The organism is Micromonospora sp. NPDC004551 (genome assembly GCF_040609975.1).
Classification (GTDB): Bacteria; Actinomycetota; Actinomycetes; order Mycobacteriales; family Micromonosporaceae; genus Micromonospora.
The window spans coordinates 1-20,918 of record NZ_JBEXLM010000022.1 but is presented as its reverse complement, the minus strand read 5'-3'; the positions used below and the strand labels follow the sequence as shown (position 1 = coordinate 20,918).

General features: G+C 74.0%; 17 protein-coding genes and 1 pseudogene. 13 read left to right on the top strand and 5 right to left on the bottom strand.

The window, feature by feature from the left end; genetic code table 11:
• Positions 1-39 precede the first annotated feature (39 nt).
• The 4 genes from ABZW14_RS23565 to ABZW14_RS23550 form a co-directional block, all read right to left on the bottom strand.
• A complete protein-coding gene (locus ABZW14_RS23565; protein ID WP_355350322.1) occupies positions 40-3,768 on the bottom strand; it encodes a multifunctional oxoglutarate decarboxylase/oxoglutarate dehydrogenase thiamine pyrophosphate-binding subunit/dihydrolipoyllysine-residue succinyltransferase subunit in 3,729 nt (1,242 codons plus the stop codon).
• 257 nt (positions 3,769-4,025) lie between these two features.
• Positions 4,026-4,850 (bottom strand): ABC transporter permease, encoded by an 825-nt coding sequence (locus ABZW14_RS23560; protein ID WP_355350319.1) that lies wholly within the window; start codon positions 4,848-4,850, stop codon positions 4,026-4,028.
• Positions 4,847-5,785, bottom strand: coding sequence for an ATP-binding cassette domain-containing protein (locus ABZW14_RS23555; RefSeq protein WP_355350316.1), 939 nt, complete (start codon positions 5,783-5,785; stop codon positions 4,847-4,849). The genes ABZW14_RS23560 and ABZW14_RS23555 overlap by 4 nt, the downstream gene beginning before the upstream one ends.
• 164 nt (positions 5,786-5,949) lie before the next feature.
• Positions 5,950-6,606: a hypothetical protein gene (locus ABZW14_RS23550; RefSeq protein WP_355350313.1), complete on the bottom strand. Its 657-nt coding sequence runs from the start codon at positions 6,604-6,606 to the stop codon at positions 5,950-5,952.
• Between the two features lie 174 nt (positions 6,607-6,780).
• Between ABZW14_RS23550 and ABZW14_RS23545 the strand changes: the two genes are divergently transcribed.
• The 9 genes from ABZW14_RS23545 (at position 6,781) to ABZW14_RS23505 (ending at position 15,987) form a co-directional block, all read left to right on the top strand.
• Complete coding sequence (locus ABZW14_RS23545; protein ID WP_355350311.1) at positions 6,781-7,554, top strand: GNAT family N-acyltransferase; 774 nt, start codon at positions 6,781-6,783, stop codon at positions 7,552-7,554.
• A complete protein-coding gene (locus ABZW14_RS23540; RefSeq protein WP_355350308.1) occupies positions 7,551-8,462 on the top strand; it encodes a lysophospholipid acyltransferase family protein in 912 nt (303 codons plus the stop codon). The genes ABZW14_RS23545 and ABZW14_RS23540 overlap by 4 nt, the downstream gene beginning before the upstream one ends.
• Positions 8,463-8,572: 110 nt before the next feature.
• Positions 8,573-9,412: a DUF4097 family beta strand repeat-containing protein gene (locus ABZW14_RS23535; RefSeq protein ID WP_355350305.1), complete on the top strand. Its 840-nt coding sequence runs from the start codon at positions 8,573-8,575 to the stop codon at positions 9,410-9,412.
• The gene (locus tag ABZW14_RS23530) at positions 9,409-10,032 is read left to right on the top strand and encodes a PadR family transcriptional regulator (RefSeq protein ID WP_355350302.1); all 624 of its coding nucleotides are present in this window, start codon (positions 9,409-9,411) and stop codon (positions 10,030-10,032) included. The genes ABZW14_RS23535 and ABZW14_RS23530 overlap by 4 nt, the downstream gene beginning before the upstream one ends.
• Before the next feature lie 108 nt (positions 10,033-10,140).
• Complete coding sequence (locus ABZW14_RS23525; RefSeq protein ID WP_046571468.1) at positions 10,141-10,842, top strand: response regulator transcription factor; 702 nt, start codon at positions 10,141-10,143, stop codon at positions 10,840-10,842.
• On the top strand, positions 10,839-12,395 hold the full coding sequence (locus tag ABZW14_RS23520; RefSeq protein ID WP_355350299.1) for an ATP-binding protein: 1,557 nt from the start codon (positions 10,839-10,841) through the stop codon (positions 12,393-12,395). Before ABZW14_RS23525 ends, ABZW14_RS23520 begins: the two co-directional genes overlap by 4 nt.
• A gap of 62 nt (positions 12,396-12,457) precedes the next feature.
• Positions 12,458-13,987, top strand: a complete 1,530-nt coding sequence (locus ABZW14_RS23515; protein ID WP_355350296.1) for a trypsin-like peptidase domain-containing protein — start codon at positions 12,458-12,460, stop codon at positions 13,985-13,987.
• Positions 13,988-14,121: 134 nt separating this feature from the next.
• Positions 14,122-14,793 carry a BON domain-containing protein gene (locus ABZW14_RS23510; protein WP_355350293.1) on the top strand — a complete coding sequence of 224 codons (672 nt, stop codon included), beginning with the start codon at positions 14,122-14,124 and terminating at the stop codon, positions 14,791-14,793.
• A gap of 75 nt (positions 14,794-14,868) precedes the next feature.
• On the top strand, positions 14,869-15,987 hold the full coding sequence (locus tag ABZW14_RS23505; protein WP_355350290.1) for a glycosyltransferase family 4 protein: 1,119 nt from the start codon (positions 14,869-14,871) through the stop codon (positions 15,985-15,987).
• A 4-nt stretch (positions 15,988-15,991) separates the two neighbouring features.
• On the opposite strand, the gene ABZW14_RS23500 is transcribed toward ABZW14_RS23505, so the two are convergent.
• On the bottom strand, positions 15,992-17,434 hold the full coding sequence (locus ABZW14_RS23500; RefSeq protein ID WP_355350287.1) for a protein kinase: 1,443 nt from the start codon (positions 17,432-17,434) through the stop codon (positions 15,992-15,994).
• A 176-nt stretch (positions 17,435-17,610) separates the two neighbouring features.
• Here ABZW14_RS23500 and ABZW14_RS23495 point away from each other — a divergent pair, with 176 nt between their 5' ends.
• From ABZW14_RS23495 to ABZW14_RS23480, 4 genes and pseudogenes are all read left to right on the top strand, one after another.
• Positions 17,611-18,444 (top strand): patatin-like phospholipase family protein, encoded by an 834-nt coding sequence (locus tag ABZW14_RS23495; protein WP_355350284.1) that lies wholly within the window; start codon positions 17,611-17,613, stop codon positions 18,442-18,444.
• A complete protein-coding gene (locus tag ABZW14_RS23490; protein ID WP_355350280.1) occupies positions 18,444-19,466 on the top strand; it encodes a 1-acyl-sn-glycerol-3-phosphate acyltransferase in 1,023 nt (340 codons plus the stop codon). The genes ABZW14_RS23495 and ABZW14_RS23490 overlap by 1 nt, the downstream gene beginning before the upstream one ends.
• A gap of 55 nt (positions 19,467-19,521) precedes the next feature.
• Entirely contained in the window at positions 19,522-19,842 is a 321-nt protein-coding gene (gene cutA, locus ABZW14_RS23485) for a divalent-cation tolerance protein CutA (RefSeq protein ID WP_355350277.1), read from the top strand.
• Between the two features lie 47 nt (positions 19,843-19,889).
• Positions 19,890-20,918, top strand: a pseudogene (locus ABZW14_RS23480) (hypothetical protein); the annotation flags it as partial.

The window sequence follows — 20,918 nt, the reverse complement described above, 5'->3', positions numbered from 1 at the left end:
CGTGCGGTCGCTGCCCCTCGTGCCGGCGGTGCGGTCAGGTCACGGGCGGGGGAGAGCCGCCTCGATCAGCGCGTTCTGCTCGACCTCGTGCATCTTCGCGGAGCCGACCGCCGGGGCGGCGGCGGCCGGGCGGGAGATGCGGCGCAGCCGGACCTCGGGCAGGTGCTCCAGCAGGTTGAGCGCCACGAACGACCAGGCGCCCTGGTTGGCCGGCTCCTCCTGGACCCAGGCGAAGTCCTCGGCGTTCGGGTACTGCGCGAGGGCGGCCCGGACCTCCTCGACGGGCAGCGGGTAGAGCTGCTCCATCCGCAGGATGACCGTGTCGGTGACGCCCCGCTCCTGCCGGGCCTGGAACAGGTCGTAGTAGACCTTGCCCGAGCACAGCAGCACCCGCTTCACCTGCTCCGGCGCCGGGGCGGCGGTGTCGGCCAGCACCGGCTGGAAGGTGCCCGAGGTGAAGTCCTCCACCTGCGAGATGCAGAGCTTGTGCCGCAGGAGGGACTTCGGCGTGAACACCACCAGCGGCTTGCGCTTCGGCGACAGGGCCTGGCGGCGCAGCAGGTGGAAGTAGTTCGCCGGGGTGGTCGGGATGGCCACCCGCATGTTGTCCTCGGCGCAGAGCTGGAGGAACCGCTCGGGACGGCCGGACGTGTGGTCCGGGCCCTGGCCCTCGTGGCCGTGCGGCAGCAGCAGGGTGACCGCGGAGCGCTGGCCCCACTTCACCTCGCCCGACGAGATGAACTCGTCGATCACCGACTGGGCGCCGTTGACGAAGTCGCCGAACTGGGCCTCCCAGGCGACCAGCGCGTTGATGTTCTCCACCGAGTAGCCGTACTCGAAGCCCATGGCGGCGTACTCGGAGAGCAGCGAGTCGTGCACGAAGAAGCGGGACCGCTCGCCGTCGGCGGTGAGCGACTTCAGCGGCAGGTAGTCGTCGCCGGTCTTCGCGTCGACCACCGACGCGTGCCGCTGGACGAAGGTGCCGCGGCGGGAGTCCTGCCCGGCGAGCCGGACGGTGACCCCGTCGTGCAGCAGCGCGCCGAACGCGATGATCTCGCCGAAGCCCCAGTCGATGCCGCCCTCGACGGACATCTTGCGCCGCCGCTCCAGCAGCTGCTGGATCCGCTTGTGCGGGGTGAAGCCCTCCGGCAGGTTGACGTGCGCCTCACCGATCGCCTTGACCACGGCGGCGTCGGTGGCGGTGTCGACCTGCGGCTCCGGTTCGTCCTCGCGGCGGGGCCGGCTGAGCTGGCGCGGGGTCGTGGCGGCGTCGCGGGTGGCCTTGAAGACCCGCTCCAGCTGCGACTGGTAGTCGCGCAGCAGCTCCTCCGCGTCCTCCACGGTGATGTCACCCCGGCCGATGAGCTCCTCGGTGTAGAGCTTCCGGACCGACCGCTTCGAGTCGATGATCTGGTACATCTGCGGGTTGGACATCGACGGGTCGTCGCCCTCGTTGTGCCCGCGCCGGCGGTAGCAGACCATGTCGATCACGACGTCCTTGTTGAACGCCTGCCGGTACTCGAAGGCCAGCCGGGCCACGCGGACGACGGCCTCGGGGTCATCGCCGTTGACGTGGAAGATCGGCGCCTGGATCATCCGGGCCACGTCGGTGCTGTAGAGGCTGGACCGGCTGTATTCCGGTGCGGTGGTGAAGCCGACCTGGTTGTTGACCACCACGTGCACGGTGCCGCCGGTGCGGTAGCCGCGCAGCTGGGACAGGTTGAGGGTCTCGGCGACCACGCCCTGGCCGGCGAACGCGGCGTCACCGTGCACCGCCAGCGGCAGCACGGTGTAGCCCTCCAGCTTGAGGTCGATCCGGTCCTGCTTGGCCCGGACGATGCCCTCCAGCACCGGGTCCACGGCCTCCAGGTGCGACGGGTTCGCCACCACCGACACCTTGACGGCGTGTTCGCCGTCCGGGGTGGTGAACTTGCCGTTCTGGCCCAGGTGGTACTTCACGTCGCCCGAGCCCTGCGTGGAGCGCGGGTCGAGGTGCCCCTCGAACTCGGAGAAGATCTTCTCGTACGGCTTGCCGACGATGTTGGCCAGCACGTTGAGCCGGCCACGGTGGGCCATGCCGATCACGACCTCGTCGAGGCCACCCTCGGCGGAGCACTCCAGGACCTCGCCGAGCAGCGGGATCAGCGACTCGCCGCCCTCCAGCGAGAAGCGCTTCTGGCCGACGTACTTGGTCTGGAGGAAGGTCTCGAACGCCTCGGCGGCGTTGAGCCGGTTGAGCACGTGCTTCTGCTCGTCCGGAGTGGGCTTCTCGTACTTGCGCTCGACCCGCTCCTGGATCCAGCGCCGCTCCTCCGGGTCCTGGATGTGCATGTACTCGATGCCGACGCGGCGGCAGTAGGAGTCGCGCAGCACGCCGAGGATCGAGCGCAGCTTCATCCGCTGCTTGCCGGCGAAGCCGTTGACCGGGAAGACCCGGTCCAGGTCCCACAGGGTCAGCCCGTGCTGGAGGACGTCCAGGTCCGGGTGCTTGCGGATCTTGAACTCCAGCGGGTCGGTGTCGGCCATCAGGTGGCCGCGGACCCGGTACGCGTGGATCAGCTCGTGCACCCGCGCGGTCTTGTTGATCTGGCCCTCGGAGTCGACGGCCACGTCCTGCACCCAGCGCACCGGCTCGTAGGGCAGGCGCAGCGAGGTGAAGATCTGGTCGTAGAAGCCGCGCTCGCCGAGCAGCAGCTCGTGCATGACCTTGAGGAACTCGCCGGACTGCGCGCCCTGGATGATCCGGTGGTCGTACGTGCTGGTCAGGGTGATGATCTTGCTGACCGCGAGGTCCGCCAGGGTCGCCTCGCTCATGCCCTGGTAGGGCGCCGGGTACTCCATGGCGCCGACGCCGATGATGGCGCTCTGGCCCTGCATGAGGCGGGGGATCGAGTGGACCGTGCCGATGCCGCCCGGGTTGGTCAGCGAGATCGTGGTGCCGGCGTAGTCCTCCATGGTCAGCTCGTTGCGGCGGGCGCGCCGGACGACGTCCTCGTACGCCTGCCAGAACTGCCGGAAGTCCATCTGCTCGCAGCCCTTGATGGAGGGCACCACGAGGTTGCGGGAGCCGTCGGGCTTGGCCAGGTCGATGGCGATGCCCAGGTTGACGTGCTCGGGGCGGACCATCGCCGGCTTGCCGTCGACCTCGGCGAAGGAGTTGTTCATCTCCGGGTGCTCGACCAGCGCCCGGACCATGGCGTAGCCGATGAGGTGGGTGAAGCTCACCTTGCCGCCGCGGCCGCGGGCCAGGTGGTTGTTGATCACGATGCGGTTGTCGACCAGCAGCTTCGCCGGCACCGCGCGGACGCTGGTCGCCGTCGGCACGGCGAGCGAGGCGTCCATGTTCTGCACGATCTTGGCGGCGACCCCGCGCAGCGGGGTGGTGCCGGCGGCGCTCGCGGTCGGCGCCTTGGCGGCCGGCTTGGCCGGCGCGGCCTTCTTCGCCGGGGCCGGCTCCGGGGCCTTCGCCGCCGGCTTGGCGGCCGGCTTGGCCGGGGCGGGCGCGGGCTTGGCGGCCGGCTCCTGGGTGACCGTGGCCACGGCCTCCTGCTGCTCGGCCGGCTCGGGCCGGGCGGCCGGGGCGGCCTTGGCCTCGGGGCGCGGGGTGGCGGCGCCGGGCGCCGGCCGGTAGTCGGCGAAGAAATCGTGCCAGGCCGAGTCGACGCTCGAGGGGTCGGCGAGATAGCGCTGGTACATCTCCTCGACGATCCACTCGTTCGGGCCGAAACCCGCCAGTGGGTTCTCCTGCGAAGTCTGCTGGGTCGACACGGCCGCTAATCGCCTCTTTCACGCGGTTGTGAATGTCACGCGGGCGCTCCCGTGCCCGTTTCGGGACGCACGAGAGACGGCTCCCAGGCTACGCCGTGCGATCGACGCAGGCATTCTCGCCTCCGGCTGGTGGTCCGTTTCACAGAAGATGCCAGAAGTTCGGCAAACGCTGCGTGGGTCCGGCCACTCCTGCTAGACGCGGACGGCCCCGGCCGGTGACGCTCGGTCACCGGCCGGGGCCGTCCCGGACAACTCGCTCAGGAGATGTCGCGGCGCCGGATGGTCAGCACGCCGATCACGCCGGCCACGGCGGCGTAGCCGACCAGCACGGCGGCCCCCGCCCAGCGCGGGGGGTTGCCCGGGATCTCGGCGCCGCTCACCATCAGCGACGACGCGAGCGACGGCACCAGCAACTGGAGCTGGTTGATCCAGTCACCGAACTTCGCGGCCAGCAGCCCGATGGCGATGGCCGCGCCGATGGCGCCGCCCAGGTAGAGCAGGATGCCGGTCACCGTGGCGCCGATCTGGCTGCGGATCAGCACGCCGAGCCCGACGCCGAGCACCGACCAGAGCAGGTAGGCCAGCCCGTTGAGGGCCACCGCCCGCCAGACCGCGCCGCTGCCGAACTGGGCGCCGACGTCGGTGGCGCTCAGGATCAGCGGTGCGAAGACCAGGTTCAGCACCGTGGTGCCCAGCCAGAAGAGCAGCGCCAGCACGCCGGCGGCGACCAGCTTGGCCACCATCACGGCGGTGCGGTGCGGCGCGGTGAGGAACGTGGTGGTCACCGTCTGGTGGAAGAACTCGCTGGTCACCACCACGATGCCGAGCAGCATGACGATGAGCAGCCCGAAGAACTGGCCGTTGGTGTAGAGGTTGGCGGCCAGGCTGTCGGCGCTGGAGACGGCCTGCACCTGGTCGGCCTGGTCGGCCGGCACGTCGCCGATGTTCCCGCTGGTCAGGGCCTCGGTCTGCAGCCAGTTGAAGGCCATGGCGAGGGCCCAGAGCGGCACCGTGATCAGCGCGAAGACCCACCAGGTGCTGGTGGTACGGATCTTGAGCAGCTCGGATCGGACCAGGTTCATCGGATCTCCGCCTTTCCGGCCGTCAGCTCCAGGAAGACACCTTCCAGGTCGGGGCGTTCGGTGGTCAGCTCGTGCAGCTCCACCTTGGCGGCCAGTGCCACCCGGCCGACCGTCGGCGCGTCGACCCCGGTCACCAGCAGCGCGCCGTGCGCGTCCGCGTTCACCGTGGCCGCCTGCTCGCGCAGCGCCGCGGTCAGCTCGTCCGCCTGCGGCGTGCGCACCCGGATCCGGGCGCCGTGCGTCATCGAGCCGATCACCTGCTCGACCGGCCCCTGCCGGACCAGTTTGCCGGCCGCGATGATCACCACGTCGTCGGCCAGCAGCTGCATCTCGGAGAGCAGGTGGCTGGAGACCAGCACGGTGCGGCCCTCGGCGGCCAGCCCCTTGAGGAAGCCGCGCATCCAGCGGATCCCCTCCGGGTCCAGGCCGTTGGCCGGCTCGTCGAGGATCAGCAGCCGCGGATCGCCCAGCATGGCGGCGGCGATGCCGAGCCGCTGCTTCATGCCCAGCGAGTAGCCCTTGAACTTGCGCTTCGCGGCCGGGGTCAGCCCGACCAGGGCGAGCGCCTCGTCGGCGCGCCCCCGGGGCAGGCCGGCCGCCGCGCAGATCACCCGCAGGTGGTTGATGCCGGTGCGGCCCTTGTGCGCGCTGGACGCCTCCAGCACCGCCCCCACCGTGCGCAGCGGGTCGGCCAGGTCGGCGTACCGGTGGCCGCCGATGGTGGCCTCGCCCGCGGTCGGCGTGACCAGGTTGAGCAGCATGCGCAGCGTGGTCGTCTTACCGGCGCCGTTCGGGCCGAGGAAGCCGGTGACCCGCCCCGGCTGGACGGTGAAGGACAGGTTGTCCACCGCCCGGACGTTCTTGTATTCCTTCGTCAGTCCGGACACCACGATCTGGCCGGTCCCGGCGTTGGGGCTCCACTGCCCGTCGGACATCGTTCTCCTCTCCTGCCACGGCGGGCTTCTGGGCACGCCGGTGGGGGCGCCGTTGCGGGGCGCCGAGCACAGCCTTCCAACCCGGCGCAAGGGGGTCAATCAGGCGGGATGCGTACGCCCTCCTCCCCCGGGGGCAGGAGCGGATCATCCGCAGGGAGGAGAGGTCAGGCCGGCGGCAGCGCGATCCAGGTGGCCTGCGCCTGGCCGAGCAGCGTGCCGTCCGGGCCGTACAGGCTGGAGTGCACCTCGGCCTTGCGCCCCTCGCCGCCGACCATGGCCCCGGTCACCACGCACTCGTCGCCGGGGCGCGGCAGCGCCGTGACCTGCGCGGCGATCCGGCCCAGGACGTACGGGCGACCGGGCGCGATCACCGCCCAGCCGCCGGGGCAGTCCAGCGCCGCCCAGACGGTCGCCGGCACCACCTCGGCCGGGGCCCGGAACGGCGCGGCGGTCCGCCCGTCCGGCAGCCGGCCCGGGAAGATCCGCAGTCCCGCCGGGTTCTCGGGACCGCAGACGTAGCACCCGGGGAAGGGGTGGTCCACGAGACCCGGGTACGCCTTCGCGGCCGCCTCGGCCGTGGGCCGGTCCACCGGCGGGACCACGGCGCGGACCGGCTCGACCCGGCGTACCTGGGCGATCACCTGGCCGTCCGGGTCGCGGACCTCGCCGTCGACCACCGTCAGCGGGGTCTCCAGCGGAGGCGGCCTGCGCAGGGTGACCTCGACCGGGCCCCGGTCGTCCACCGCGGCGGCGAAGATCCCGGCGCTCCAGCCGCCGTTGCCCGAGCCGTCCGGTCCGTGGAAACGGGACTCGATGATCACCTGGCACCTCCGGGGGTCCGACGCCGGCCTCGTCGCCGGGTCCGCCCCGGCAGCCTCGCACGGCGGCGCCGGCCCGCCGCAGGTGAGGGGGTGTGCCGGAGTGCCGACCGGCGTTCACCGGATTGACATCTTTCATCCCCAGGGTCGGCACCCAGGCCCCCTACACAGATACCCATGGCCGTTCTGCACGCCGCTGGCGCACCCCTCACGACCAGCGGATACACCCTGCTGATCGCCGACGACCCGACCCTGGTCGCGGCCGCGCAACGCCTGCGTCACGAGGTGTTCGCCAGCGAACTCGGCGCCACCCTGCACCCGGGGGCCGCGGGGCTCGACGCCGACGAGTTCGACGCCCACTGCGACCACCTGGTCGTGCTGCGCGAGGGCACCGACGAGGTGGTCGGCACCTACCGGCTGCTGCCGCCCGGACGCACCGACCGCCGGTACGCCGACGGTGAGTTCGACCTGACCGCGCTGGCCCCGCTCCGCGACAGCCTGGTCGAGGCGGGCCGGTCCTGCGTGCACCCGGACCACCGCTCCGGCGCCGTGATCAACCTGATGTGGGCCGGGATCACCCGCTACCTGCACCTGCGCGGCTCCCGGTGGCTGGGCGGCTGCGCCTCGGTGCCGGTGGCCGACGGCGGAATCGCGGCCGCCGAGGTCTGGTCCCAGGTCACCGCCCGGCACCTGGCCCCGCCGCCGCTGCGCGTGACGCCCCGCCGCCCCTGGTTCGCCGAGGCGCCGGCCGCCGCGGAGTCGGAGTTGTCGCCCGCCGGGCGGCGCGCCCTGGTCCCGCCGCTGCTCCGCGGCTACCTGCGGCTCGGCGCCTGGGTCTGCGGTGAGCCGGCGTACGACCCGGACTTCGCCTGCGCCGACTTCTACGTGCTGTTCTCGCTGGACCGGATGAACCCCCGCTACCTGCGGCACTTCCTGGGCGAGGCGTCGTGACCGGCGACGATCTCTGGCGCCCCGCCTCGGGCTGCGGGCCGGTCTGCCTGCCGGTGGCCACCGCGCCGGACGTGTCGCTGCCGCGCCGGGTGGGGCGGCTGCTCGGCGTGGTCGGGATGCTGCTGGCCGGGGTCGGCCTGGCCGCGCTGCTGCCGCTGCTGCCGGCCCGCGACCGGCGGGCCGCGCTGCGCGGCTGGGCCCGGGGGACGCTGCGGGCCCTCGGCGTGCGGCTGGTGGTCCGGGGCCGGCTGCCCCGCGCGCGGGCGCTGCTGGTCGCCAATCACGTGTCCTGGCTGGACATCCTCGCGGTGCTCGCGGTGTCCCCGGCCCGGATGCTGGCGAAGCGCGAGGTCCGCGACTGGCCGGTGCTGGGCCCGCTGGCCGCCGCGGCCGGCACGGTCTTCGTCGACCGCTCCCGGCCGCGTGACCTGCCGGCAACCGTCGGCCGGGTGGCCGGCGCGCTGCGCGCGGGGCATTCCGTTGCGGTGTTCCCCGAGGGCACGACCTGGTGCGGCGCGGCCGCCGGCTGCCGGCCCGGTCGCGGGTTCCGGCCGGCCGTGTTCCAGGCCGCGGTGGACGCCGGCGCGCCGGTCGTCCCGTTCCGGCTCGCCTACCGGTACGCCGGCGACGCGAGCACCCTGCCCGCCTTCCTCGGCGACGAGACGCTCTGGGAGTCGGTCCGGCGAGTGCTGGGCGCCCGGGACCTGACCGTGGCCGTGACGGTGGCCGCCGCGCTGCACCCGGCCGCCGGTGCGGACCGGCGGGTGCTGGCCCGGGCGGCCGAGTCGGCCGTCCACCCGGCCCCGGTCCGCGCGCCCGTCCGGCGTGCCGTGGTCGGCGTGCGGCTCGTCCGGCCGGTGGCGCCGGTCCCGGCCGGCGCGGAGGTGGGGCTGGACCTGGCGGCCTGACGCAAACGCGACACAGTCGCGACAGTCTTGTTCAGTCGCGATGTATCGCGTTATGCTCCTCTCATCACTCGACGCGCCACCGATCGGCGCGTCACCGAGGGGAGGACGCCATGACCAGCTGGACGGTCGACAACCCGCAACGGCTCACCCTGGACGAGCCGGTCACTCAGCTGGACGTCCGCCTCGTCAGCGGCCGACTCAACGTGGTCGCCACCGACGGCCCGACCCGGGTGGACGTCACCCGGATCAGCCGCCGGCCCGTCCTCGTCGAGCTGCGCGACGGCCGGCTCACCGTCGCCCACGAGCGGATGCCCCGCTGGCCCGGGGTGCTCTGGTGGCTCGGCCAGCTCGGCCGGCGGTTCCGGGCCGAGGTCTCCATCGCCGTCCCCGCCCACGTGCTGGCCGACCTGCACCTGGTGGACGGTTCGCTGGTCGCCTCCGGCCTGCGCCGGGACACCCGGGTCGACGTCACCTCCGGCCAGGTAACCCTCATGGGGCTGCGGGGTCGCACGTCCGCGAAGGTCACCTCCGGCCCGGTCGAGGCGCTCGGCGTCGGCGGCGACCTCAACCTGGAGACGGTCTCCGGCGAGCTGATCCTCGCCGACAGCGCGCCCGAACGGGTGCGTGCCCACGCCGTCTCGGGGTCGATCACCTGCGACCTGGACAACCCGCGGGGCAGCGAGATCCGGCTCAGCGCCATCTCCGGCAGCATCACCGTCCGGGTCCGCGAGGACAGCGACCTCACCGTTCACCTGCACACCACCTCCGGCCGGATCACCAGCGGCTTCCCGCAGGTCTGCGGCGGCCAGCACGGGTTCGGCGCGGTGAAGGACAGCCACGGAGTGCTCGGTGGGGGCGCCGGTAAGCTCTGGGCGTCCGCGACATCCGGCAGCATCGCGCTGCTCGCCCGTCCCGTCGAGGGCGCCGACGACGTGGAGGAGCTGCCGTGACCGCCGTGTTCAGTCACGGGCGGCTCCGGCTCTACCTGCTCAAGCTGCTCGACGACGGCCCGAAGCACGGTTACGAGCTGATCCGCCTGCTCGAGGACCGGTTCCTCGGCCTCTACGCGCCCAGCGCCGGCACCATCTACCCCCGGCTCCAACGGCTGGAGGTGGAGGGGCTGGTCAGCCACACCGCCGCCGGCGGCCGCAAGGTCTACGAGATCACCGACGCGGGCCGGGCCGAGCTGCGGCAACGGGCCGACGAGCTGGCCACCCTCGAATCGGACATCACGGCCTCCGTCGAGGACCTCTCCTCGCTGGCCGGCGAGATCCGCACCGAGGTACGCGGCTCGGTGCGCGACCTCAAGCGGGAGCTGCGCGAGGCGGCCCGGCAGACCCGGCAGGCCCGCTGGGCGCCCCCGCCGCCGACCACCCGCCCGCCGAGCAACGGGGTCCCCGGCCCGGCCGGCGAGTCGCCCGTGCTCGCCGAGTTCGACCAGCGGCTGGCCGCGTTCACCGTCGAGGTCGGCGCGCTGGTACGGGCCGGCCGGCTCACCGACAGCCAGCTCCGTACGGCCATCCGGCTGCTCGACGGTGCCCTGGACGGGCTGCGCCGGCTGCTCCGCTAGGCCGCTGACGGGGGTGTCTCCCACGGGGGGAGACACCCCCGGCGGCTCACAGGTTGTTTCCAGGATCCACCCAGCGCGGGCGCAGCCGGAGCGCGGATGATGGGTGCCATGGTGGCTACCCAGACCGAGGCCCGACTGCTCGTCGTCGAGGACGATCCCAACATCCTCGAACTGCTCTCCGCGAGCCTGCGCTTCGCCGGCTTCGACGTCGCCACCGCGACCAGCGGCAGCGCGGCGCTCAACGCCGCCAAGGACCACCGGCCGGACCTGGTCGTGCTCGACGTGATGCTGCCGGACCTGGACGGCTTCGAGGTCATCCGGATGCTCCGCGAGGGCGGCACGCGCACCCCGGTGGTCTTCCTGACCGCCCGGGACGCCACCGACGACAAGATCCGCGGGCTGACCCTGGGCGGCGACGACTACGTCACCAAGCCGTTCAGCCTGGAGGAGCTGACCGCCCGGATCCGGGCCGTGCTGCGGCGCACCGCCACCGGCGAGCACGCGCCCTCGCGGCTCACCTTCGCCGACCTGGAGCTGGACGAGGAGACCCACGAGGTGCACCGGGCCGGCCAGCGGGTGCAGCTCTCGCCGACCGAGTTCAAGCTGCTCCGCTACCTCATGCTCAACGCCAACCGGGTGCTCTCCAAGGCGCAGATCCTCGACCACGTCTGGAACTACGACTTCCGCGGCGACGACAACATCGTCGAGTCCTACATCTCCTACCTGCGGCGCAAGGTCGACAACACCCAGCCCCGGCTGATCCACACCCTGCGCGGGGTCGGGTACGTGCTGCGCAAGCCGGCGGCGTGAACGCCGTCCACGACGCGAAGGGCTGGCTGCGCAGCGTCCCGCTGCGGGTGAAGCTGGTCACCTCCGTGCTGGCGCTGGTGGCGGCGGCCCTCGTGGTGATCAGCGGGCTCACCGCCTTCCTGCTCCGCGACTACCTCATCGGCCAGGTCGACGACCAGCTCCGCGGCGGCGCCACCAACGTGGCCCGGTCGCTGGACCAGGCCGCGGGGAATCCAGTCAAGATCAACATTCCGTCGGACTACGTGGCCGCCCAGGCGGCACCGGGCCAGGCGGTGGACCCACCCACCCGCTACGCCGGCCTCCGCGACGAGGAGCTGCCGCCGTTCCCGGCCGACTTCGCCGGATACCGGGAACAGGTGGGCGAGCCGTTCACCGTCCGCTCGCTGGACGGTCGCACCCGGTGGCGGATGCTGTACACGGACCTACCCGACGGCCGGGTCATCGCCTTCGGGCAGCACCTCACCGCCGTTGACCAGTCCGTCCGGCAGCTCGTCTGGATCGACCTGCTGGTGGGTGGGGCGGTGCTGATCATCCTGGCCTCGGTCGGTGCGGGCATCGTGCGTACCAGTCTCAAGCCCCTCGTGGAGATCGAGCGGACCGCGGCGGCCATCGCCGGCGGCGACCTCACCCGGCGGGTGCCCGACCCCGAGGAGGGCCGGGCCTGCCCGACCTCTGAGCTCGGCCGGCTCTCCCGGGCGCTGAACGCCATGCTCGCCCAGATCGAGGCGGCGTTCACCGCGCGGGCCGCCTCCGAGGCCGCGGCGCGCAGCGCCGAGGTGAGCGCCCGGGACGCCGCCGCCGCGGCGCAGGCGTCCGAGGCGCGGGCCCGCCGCTCCGAGGAGCGGATGCGGCAGTTCATCGCGGACGCCTCGCACGAGCTGCGTACCCCGCTGACCACCATCCGGGGCTTCGCCGAGCTGTACCGGCAGGGCGCGGCCCGGCAGCCGGAGCAGACCGCCGGCCTGCTGCGCCGGATCGAGGACGAGGCGTCCCGGATGGGGCTGCTCGTCGAGGACCTGCTCCTGCTGGCCCGGATGGACCGGGAGCGCCCGATCGCGCTGGCCCCGGTCGAGCTGCCCGTGCTCGCCTCGGACGCGGTCCAGGCGGCCCGGGCCGTGGAGCCGGACCGCGCCATCACGCTGGAGATCGAGCCGGGCGCCGGCCCGCTCGTGGTGCTCGGCGACGACGCCCGGCTGCGCCAGGTCATCGGCAACCTGATGACCAACGCGCTCACCCACACCCCGCCGGACGCCGCGGTGACCCTGCGGCTGCGGGCGGAGCCGGGCAACCTGGCCGTGGTCGAGGTGGCGGACACCGGTCCCGGTCTCACGCCGGAGCAGGCCGAGCGGGTCTTCGAGCGGTTCTACCGGGTGGACGCGGCGCGTACCCGGCGGGCGGGCGGGCCGACCAGCACCGGGCTCGGGCTGGCCATCGTCGCCGCGCTGGTGGCCGCGCACCACGGCACCGTCGAGGTCGCCGAGACGCCCGGCGGCGGGGCCACCTTCCGGGTGAAACTGCCGCTGCTGCCCGAGGCGCCCGAGCCCGGCGAGTGACTTTCAGAAAACATTCAGGGTGGTTCCAGGCTGGTCGCAGTGCCAGGGGAGAAGGTGTAGTCATGACCGACCACGACACCGATCCGCAGCGGTCGCCGGCCCCCGCCGACGCCGAGCCGTCGCACCCGACCGCCGAGCTGCCCCGCGCCGAGAGCGGGCAGTCGGACCCCACCGTCCCCCCGGCCGCCGCGCCGGTTCCGGCCGACTCCCCGGCCGCCGGAACCGCCGTCCCGGGCGCGCACACCGAGACGAGCGCGCCCAGCAGCCCGTACGCGCCGCCCACCACGCCGTACCCGGTCTCGGGGCAGCCGCAGCAGCCGCACCCCTGGTACGGGGGACAGCAGCACCAGGGCGGCTGGGCGCACCAGGGTGGCACCGGCTACGCGCCGCAGGCCGCCGGGCCGGTCCCGCCGTACCAGGCGCACCAGCAGCACCAGGCTGGGCAGCAGCCGTACCCGCAGCACCAGGCCGGGCAGCAGCCGTACCCGCAGCACCAGGCCGGGCAGCCGGTCCCCCCGTGGGGCCCGCAGCAGCCGGCGCGGCCGAGCCGGGCCGGCAAGTTCATCGGCGCCGGGGCGCTCGCGCTGGCGCTGATGCTCGGCTCCGGCGTGGCCGGCGGCGCGCTCGCGCTCGCCCTCGACGGCGACGGGACCGTGACGCGCACCTACTCGGCGGCTCCCGTGCTCAACAGCGCCGACCTGCCGAAGATCGCGGCCGCCGTCCAGGACAGCATCGTCACGATCATGACGGACAGCGGTGAGGGCTCCGGGGTGATCCTCAGCGCCGACGGGTACGTGCTGACCAACAACCACGTGGTCGCGTCCGCCAGCGGCGACACGGTGAAGGTCGTCTTCGCCGACGGCAAGACCGCCCAGGCGAAGATCGTCGGCACCGACCCGAAGACCGACCTGGGCGTGGTCAAGGCCAGCGGGGTGAGCGACCTCAAGGCGGCCAAGTTCGGCGACAGCGACGCCATGCAGGTCGGCGACCAGGTGCTCGCCCTGGGCAGCCCGCTCGGTCTCCAGGGCTCGGTGACCGCCGGCATCCTGAGCGCCCGCGACCGCACGATCCAGGCCGGCGAGGGCGGCCAGCAGCAGAACCCGCAGCAGGGTGCCAGCTCGATCTCCGGCCTGCTCCAGACCGACGCCCCGATCAACCCGGGCAACTCCGGCGGCGCGCTGGTCAACACCCGGGGCGAGGTGATCGGCATCAACACCGCCATCGCCACCGCCGGACAGGGCAGCAACGGCAACATCGGGGTCGGCTTCGCCATCCCGAGCAACAAGGCCAAGGACGTCGCCGAGAAGCTCCAGCGCGGCGAGAAGGTCAGCCACCCGTCCCTCGGGGTCAGCGTGGCCGGCGCGGAGGACGGCGGCGCGCTGGTCTCCGACGTGGTCGCGGGCAGCGCCGCCGAGAAGGCCGGGCTCCAGCGGGGCGACGTCATCACCAAGTTCGGCGACAAGGTGATCAACGACTCCAACGACCTGGTCGGCGCCGTGCAGGCCGGCAAGGTCGGTGACCGGGTCGAGGTCCAGTTCAAGCGGAACGGTTCGACCGAGACGGCAACCGTGACGCTCGCCGAGACGTCCTAACACCAGACCTGCCTCCTCCACGGGCGGCGGGTGACGGAGCCAAGGGGGTTGGTTCCGTCGCCCGCCGCCCCTTTTCGCGTTCTCACCCGGTCCGGGTGAGCCGGGCTCACCCCCTCCGGCGGCACCCTCGGGGCATGACGACCACCTCCGCCGTCCGTACCGACCAGGACATCCAGCGGGACGTGCTCGCCGAGCTCGACTGGGACGCGCAGACCCGGCCGACCGAGATCGCGGTGACCGTCGCCGACGGCGTGGTCACGCTGACCGGCCAGGTGGACAGCTACGCCCGGCGCTGGGCCGCCGAGCGCTGCGCGCACCGCGTACGGGGCGTCCGCGCGGTCGCCAGCGACCTGGAGGTGGAGCTGCCGGCCGCCGAGGTGCGCACCGACGCCGACATCGCCATCGCGGCCAGCCGGGCGCTGGAGTGGGACAGCTTCGTGCCCGCCGAGCGGCTGGACGTGACCGTCGCCGACGGCTGGGTCATGCTCCGCGGCGAGGTGGAGTACGGCTTCCAGCGCCGCACCGCCGAGCGGGAGCTGCGCCGGCTGCGGGGCGTACGCGGGGTGACCAACCTGGTCGAGGTGCACCCGCCCATCCCGCCCAGCGATGAGCAGAACCGCCGCGACCTGCAACGCGTGCTGTTCCGGCGGACCGGCACCGAGCGCATCGAGGTGGCGGTCAGCGGGGACACGGTGGTGCTCGACGGGGTGGTCCGCTCGTGGTGGCAGCGGGAGGAGGCGGAACGCGCGGCCTGGGCCACGCCGGGCGTGCGGGAGGTGCACGACCGGATCGTGGTGGCCGGCTGAGCCGCCGTTTACCGCTCGGAGCGCCGGGAAACCGCCGCCGGTCACGTACGCCGGGGCACCCATCGGGGAGGACTCGTGGCCGTGAACCAGCCGCCGCCGGACCGCGCGCGGTCCGGGCACCTGCGGATCGCCATGGTGGTGCCGCCCTGGTTGTCCGTGCCGCCGGCCGGCTACGGCGGCCTGGAGCACCTGGTCGCCGGGCTGGTCGACGCCCTGGTCGACCGCGGGCACGCGGTGACCCTGTTCGGTGCGGGCCGGGAGAACGGCACCGCGGGGGACTTCGTCTCCACCTGCGCCGACCTCCAGTACGACCGGCTCGGCGAGTCACTGCCCGAGCTCGCCCACCTGGCACACGTGAACCGGCTGGTCGACCCGGCCGACTTCGACCTGGTGCACGACCACAGCACCATCGGCCCGTTGCTCGCCGGCCGCCGCCGGGTGCCCACCGTGGCCACGGTGCACGGCAATCCGGTGGGCGAGTACGGCACGGTGCTGAGCAACACCGACGAGGGCGTGGGCCTGGTCGCGATCTCGCACGCCCAGCGCCGCGCCAACCCGGAGCTGCCCTGGGTGGGTACGGTGCACAACGCCATGGCGCTGCGGGAGGTGCCGCGCAAACGCAGCCCTGGCCGTGGCCCGGTGCTGTGGCTGGCCCGGTTCAGCCCGGACAAGGGCCCCGACGTGGCGATCCGCGCCTGCCGCGAGGCCGGCCTGCCGCTGACCATGGCCGGCAAGTGCAACGAGCCGGCCGAGCGGCGCTACTTCGAGCAGGTCGTCGAGCCGCTGCTGGGCGAGGACGTCACCGTGGTGCTCAACGCCGACCGGGAGGCCACCCAGCGGCTGCTGTACGACGCCCGCTGCCTCATCATGCCGATCCAGTGGGCGGAGCCGTTCGGCATGGTGATGGTGGAGGCGATGGCGACCGGCACGCCCGTGGTGGCGCTGCGCCGGGGCGCTGTGCCGGAGCTGGTCCGGGACGGGGTGACCGGGCTGATCCGCGACCGCGCGGAGGAACTGCCGGCCGCCCTGCGCGACGTGTCCCGCCTGAACCCGGCCGACTGCATCATGCACGTCGCGCAGCACTTCTCGGTCGAGCGGATGGCCGCCGGGTACGAGGGGGTCTACCGGAGCTTCCTGGCCGACCGGGCCGGATCCATCGGCCGGCCCGAGGCGGCGCCGGTCACCGCCGGTTGACGCCTCAGGTGCGAACCGTCGCGAGTTCCGCGGCGGCGGCGTCGAGCTGACGGGCGTACCCGGGGCTGATGCTGCCCTCGCGCCGGCGGTCGGCGATCTTCCCGCGGAGCCGGTCCACGGCGTCGGTCTGGGCGCCGTCGCCGGTCGCGGCCGTGGCGTTGCGCAACAGGTTGCGCAGGTCCACGCCGACGTCGGTGCGGATCTGGCCGGCCGCCAGCCCGGCCTCGATGAGCCCCTCCATCCGCTGGGCCGCCTCCACCAGGTCCCCGCCGGCCGGCGGGGTCGGCGCGCCGCCGGTTCCGGGCGGGCGGCGGGTCGGGCCGGGAGTGGCGGCGGCCGTCGTGCCGGGGGTGGGCGCGGTGGACGGGACCACCACGGGTCCGGTGGTCGGCGACACCCGGGGCGGCGCCGTGCCGTCCGGCACGAGGGCGGGCACCAGCAGCGCGGCGCCGGCGACCACCACCACGCCGGCCGCCACCAGGGGCAGCGCCCGGCGGCGCCGGGACGCGCCGGCCGGCGCGGGAGCCGCGGGGCCGTCCGGCGGTCGCGCCGGGGCGGGCAGCGCCGGCAGGGTCACGGTCGGGGCCAGCATGGTGGCCGCCTGCGGGTCGGCGGGCAGCAACTGGTCGCGGAGCACGGCCGCCACCTGGTGCGCGGTGGGCCGCCGCCGCGGGTCGCGGGCCAGACAGCGCAGGCAGATCTCCGCGACCGGCGCGGGCAGCCCGGATACGCCGTCCAGAGTGGGTGCACCGTCCTCGGCCAGCGCGGCGCTGAGCTCCTCCCAGGTGTCCGCCGGGTACGGCGGCTGCCCGGTCAGCGTCTCGAACAGCAGCACGCCCAGCGAGTAGACGTCGGTGGCGGGCTGCGCCGGGGCCCCGTCCAGCCGCTCCGGCGCCACGTACGCGGGAGTGCCGAACGTGCCGCCGTCCTCGTCCTCGTCGGGCGCGCCGACCCGGGTGGCGATGCCGAAGTCGAGCACCTTCGCGCCGACCCGGGTCATCATCACGTTCGACGGGGTGATGTCCCGGTGCACGATGCCCAGCCGGTGCGCGGCGGCCACCGCCTCGGCCACCTGCGCGCCGGTCTCCACGGCCGCCGGCCAGGGCAGCGGACCCTCGGTGAGCCGGTGTTCCAGCTCCTCGCCGGTGAGCAGCTCCATCACCACGAACGAGGTGATCGAGCCGTCCGGCGCGACCGTCTCGCCGTAGTCGTGCACGGCGGTGACGTGCGGGTGGACGAGCTGGGCGGCCGAGCGGGCCTCCTCGCGCACCATGTCCCGGAAGCGGGCGTCGGCGGCGAGCGAGGGGGCGAGCACCTTCACCGCCACCACCCGGTCGAGCACCTCGTCGCGGGCGCGCCAGATCACCGACATGCCGCCGGCCCCGATCTGGTCGACGAGCCGGTACCTGCGGGCCAGCAGCCGGCCGGCGTGCAGCGTCGCCTTCACTTCGCACCTGCCTGGGCTTGGGAGCGCTATCAGGTTGCGGGAATGTGTCCGGCCTGTCAACGGCTGTCCGTTCCCCGGTCGCGTCCCGCACCGTACCCGTCGCGCCCGGTGACGGGGTGCGTGCCGGGGACCGGCTCGGCGGGGCGGACTGTGCGGCGCGTGCCAGGATGAACGGCATGGCAGGTGGTCCGGTGGCGTTCGTGCTCGGCGGCGGGGGAGTGCTCGGCGCCGTCGAGGTGGGCATGCTCCGCGCCCTGTTCCGCGCCCGGATCCGGCCCGACATGGTCCTCGGCACCTCGATCGGCGCGGTCAACGGCGCCCTGGTCGCCGCCGACCCCAGCGAGGCGGTGACCGACCGGCTGGTCCGGCTCTGGGCCTCGCCCGAGGCGAGCGAGGTGTACGGCGACTCGGTCGCCCGGCAGCTGCGCCGCTTCGCGGCGCGCACCCACCTGCACTCGCCCCGTCCGCTGCGGCGGCTGCTGGAGAGCGAACTGGGTGAGGACACCACCTTCGCCGATCTGAAGGTGCCGTTCCGCTGCTGTGCGGCCAACATCGAACGCGCCGCCGAGTACTGGTTCCACAGCGGACCCGTGGTGCCCGCGGTCCTCGCCTCCGCCTCGGTGCCCGGGCTGCTGCCGCCGACCCAGATCGACGGCCAGCACTACATCGACGGCGGGGTGGTCAACTCGATCCCCGTCGGCGAGGCGGTCGCGGCCGGCGCGACGCAGATCTTCGTGCTCCAGGTGGGCCGGATCGAGCGCGAGCTGACCCCGCCCCGCCGGCCCTGGGAGATCGCCCAGGTGGCGTTCGAGATCGCCCGCCGGCACCGGTTCGCCCGCGAGATGGCGGCGCTGCCGGAGGGCGTGGAGGTGCACGTGCTGCCGACCGGCGGCCTGGAGCCGCGCGACGACAGCCCCTGGGCCTACCGGGACATGGCGGCGGTGGGGCGGCGGATCAGCCGGGCGTACACGGCCTCCCGCCGCTACCTGGACACCGCGCTGGAACGCTGATGCCGCTGCCACCCCGGTGGGTACGCCGGCTGCTGCTCGCGCCCGGCGTGGTGCTGCTCGCCGTCACCGTGGTGACCACCCTGCCGGCCTGGGCGCTGCTGGCCCTGGCCGCGTCACCGCTGGTGCCGGGGCGGCTGCGCCCGCTGCGGCTGCTCTGGATCGGCACGGTCTACCTGGTCTGGGACGCGGCCGCGCTGCTCGCCCTCTTCGTGCTCTGGCTGGCCTCGGGCTTCGGCGCACGCAAGCGGTCGCCGGCCTTCCAGCGGGCCCACTACGTGCTCGCGGGTCACTTTCTGCGGGTCCTGTTCTGGCAGGCCCGCTGGGCCCTGCGGCTGCGTATCGACGTGGTCGGCACCGACCCGGACACCGCCCTGCCCGGCCGCCCCGAGCTGGTGCTCTGCCGGCACGCCGGGCCGGGCGACTCGTTCATCCTGATCCACGCCCTGGTCAACTGGTTCCACCGGGAGCCCCGGATCGTGCTCAAGGAGACCCTCCAGTGGGATCCGGCGATCGACGTCCTGCTCAACCGGCTTCCCAACCGGTTCATCGCGCCGGGGCCGGACGGGCGGGAGTCGGTGATCCGGCAGATCGGCCACCTCGCCGACGGCCTGGACGACGACGACGCGTTCGTGATCTTCCCGGAGGGCGGCAACTTCACGCCGAAGCGCCGGCTGCGGGCCATCGCCCGGCTGCGCTCCCTCGGTCTGGAGCGGATGGCGCGGCGTGCCGAGCGGATGGAACACGTGCTCGCCCCGCAGCCGGGCGGGCTGCTCGCCGCCCTCGACGCCGCCCCGGACGCCGGGGTGATCTTCGTGGCGCACACCGGGCTGGACCAGATGCTCACCGTCGCTGACGTGTGGCGCGAGCTGCCCATGGACAAGCGGATCGTGATGCGGTTCTGGTCGGTGCCGCCCGAGGAGGTGCCGGTCGGCCGCCAGGAGCGCATCGACTGGCTGTTCGACTGGTGGGCCCGGATCGACCGGTGGATCGCCGCGAACCGGGACGGGGCGACCGCCGGCTGAGACCGGATCGGTGCGCGTGCAGCGGACCGCCGGCAACGCCACGTAGGGTGCGCTGGTGGAGCAGATCTGCGTGGTGACGACGGTGGTGGACGCCCGCTCCGTCGCGGACGTGCTGGCGGCCGCGGCCGTCGCCGGCCGGCTGGCGGCGTGCGCCCAGGTCGGCGGGCAGGTGGACAGCACCTACTGGTGGCAGTCGGCGATCCAGACCACCGCCGAGTGGTCGGTTCAGTTCAAGACCGCGCCGGACCGGGTGGACGCGCTGGTCGACCAGATCCGCGCCAACCATCCGTACGAGGTGCCGGAGGTCCTGGTCACCCGAGTGGAGAGCGGCAACCCCGGCTACGCGGCCTGGGTGCACGACCACACCCGACCCTAGGTACGCCTACTCTGTCCGCCCGCCCCGCCGCCCCCGATGCTGGCGGGGTGGAGAACACCGGCTACCCCTGCCCCGGCTGCGGCGCCCCCGCCGATCTCGCCTCCGGCTGTCCCGGGTGCGGCCGCCCGCCGTACCCGCCGGCCGCCGAGGTGGTCCGGCTGGACCGGGAGATCGCCGGGCTGACCCCGCGGGTCGAGGCGGCCCGGGTCGCGTACCAGGAGCTGGCCGACCGGCTGTCCACGGCCCGGCAGCGGCGGGCCGAGCTGGCCGCCCGGATCCGGCTGGAGATCCCGGCGCCGCGCCCGGTCGCACCGATGTCGCGCCCGGTCGCGCCCGCGCCGCCGGTGCGCCCGCAGCCGGCCGCCGTCCCGGTCCGCCCCGGCGGTGCCGAGACCTCCACCCGGGCCGTGCAGAGCCTGCTGTTCGTCCTCGGTGGACTGCTGCTCGGCACCGCGGCGGTGGTCTTCACGGCGGTCGCCTGGGCCGCGTTCGGCGTGGCCGGGCGGGCGCTGATCCTGCTCGCCGTCACCGCCCTGGCGCTCGCCGCGCCGCTGGTGGCCCGGGCGCGCGGGCTGCGCGGCACCGCCGAGACCGTCGCCGCCGTGGGCCTGCTCCTGGTGCTCCTCGACGGGTATGCCGCCTGGTCGGTGGACCTGTTCGGGGTGGCCGGCTGGCCGGGCAGCCGGTACGCCGCGCTGGTCGGGGGGGTCGGCGCGGCGGTCGCGGCCGGGTACGCGCGCCTGAGCCGGTTGACCGTGCCCTGGTTCGCGGCACTGCTGACCGCACAGCCGGTGCTGCCCCTGGCCGCGGCGGCCGCCGAGCCGTCCGCCGCGGGCTGGGCGCTGGTCCTGACCGCGCTGGCGCTGGGCGACCTCGTGGTGGTGGTCGCCCTGCGCAACCGGCTCCGGTCGGTTGGCGCGGGGGCTCGGCTGGCCGGGCCGTCGGGTGTCGGCGCCGGTCCGGTTGCGGGCGCGGGGGCCGGGCTGGCCGGGCCGTCGGGTGTCGGCGCCGGTCCGGTTGCGGGCGCGGGGGCCGGGCTGGCCGGGCCGTCGGGTGTCGGCGCCGGTCCGGTTGCG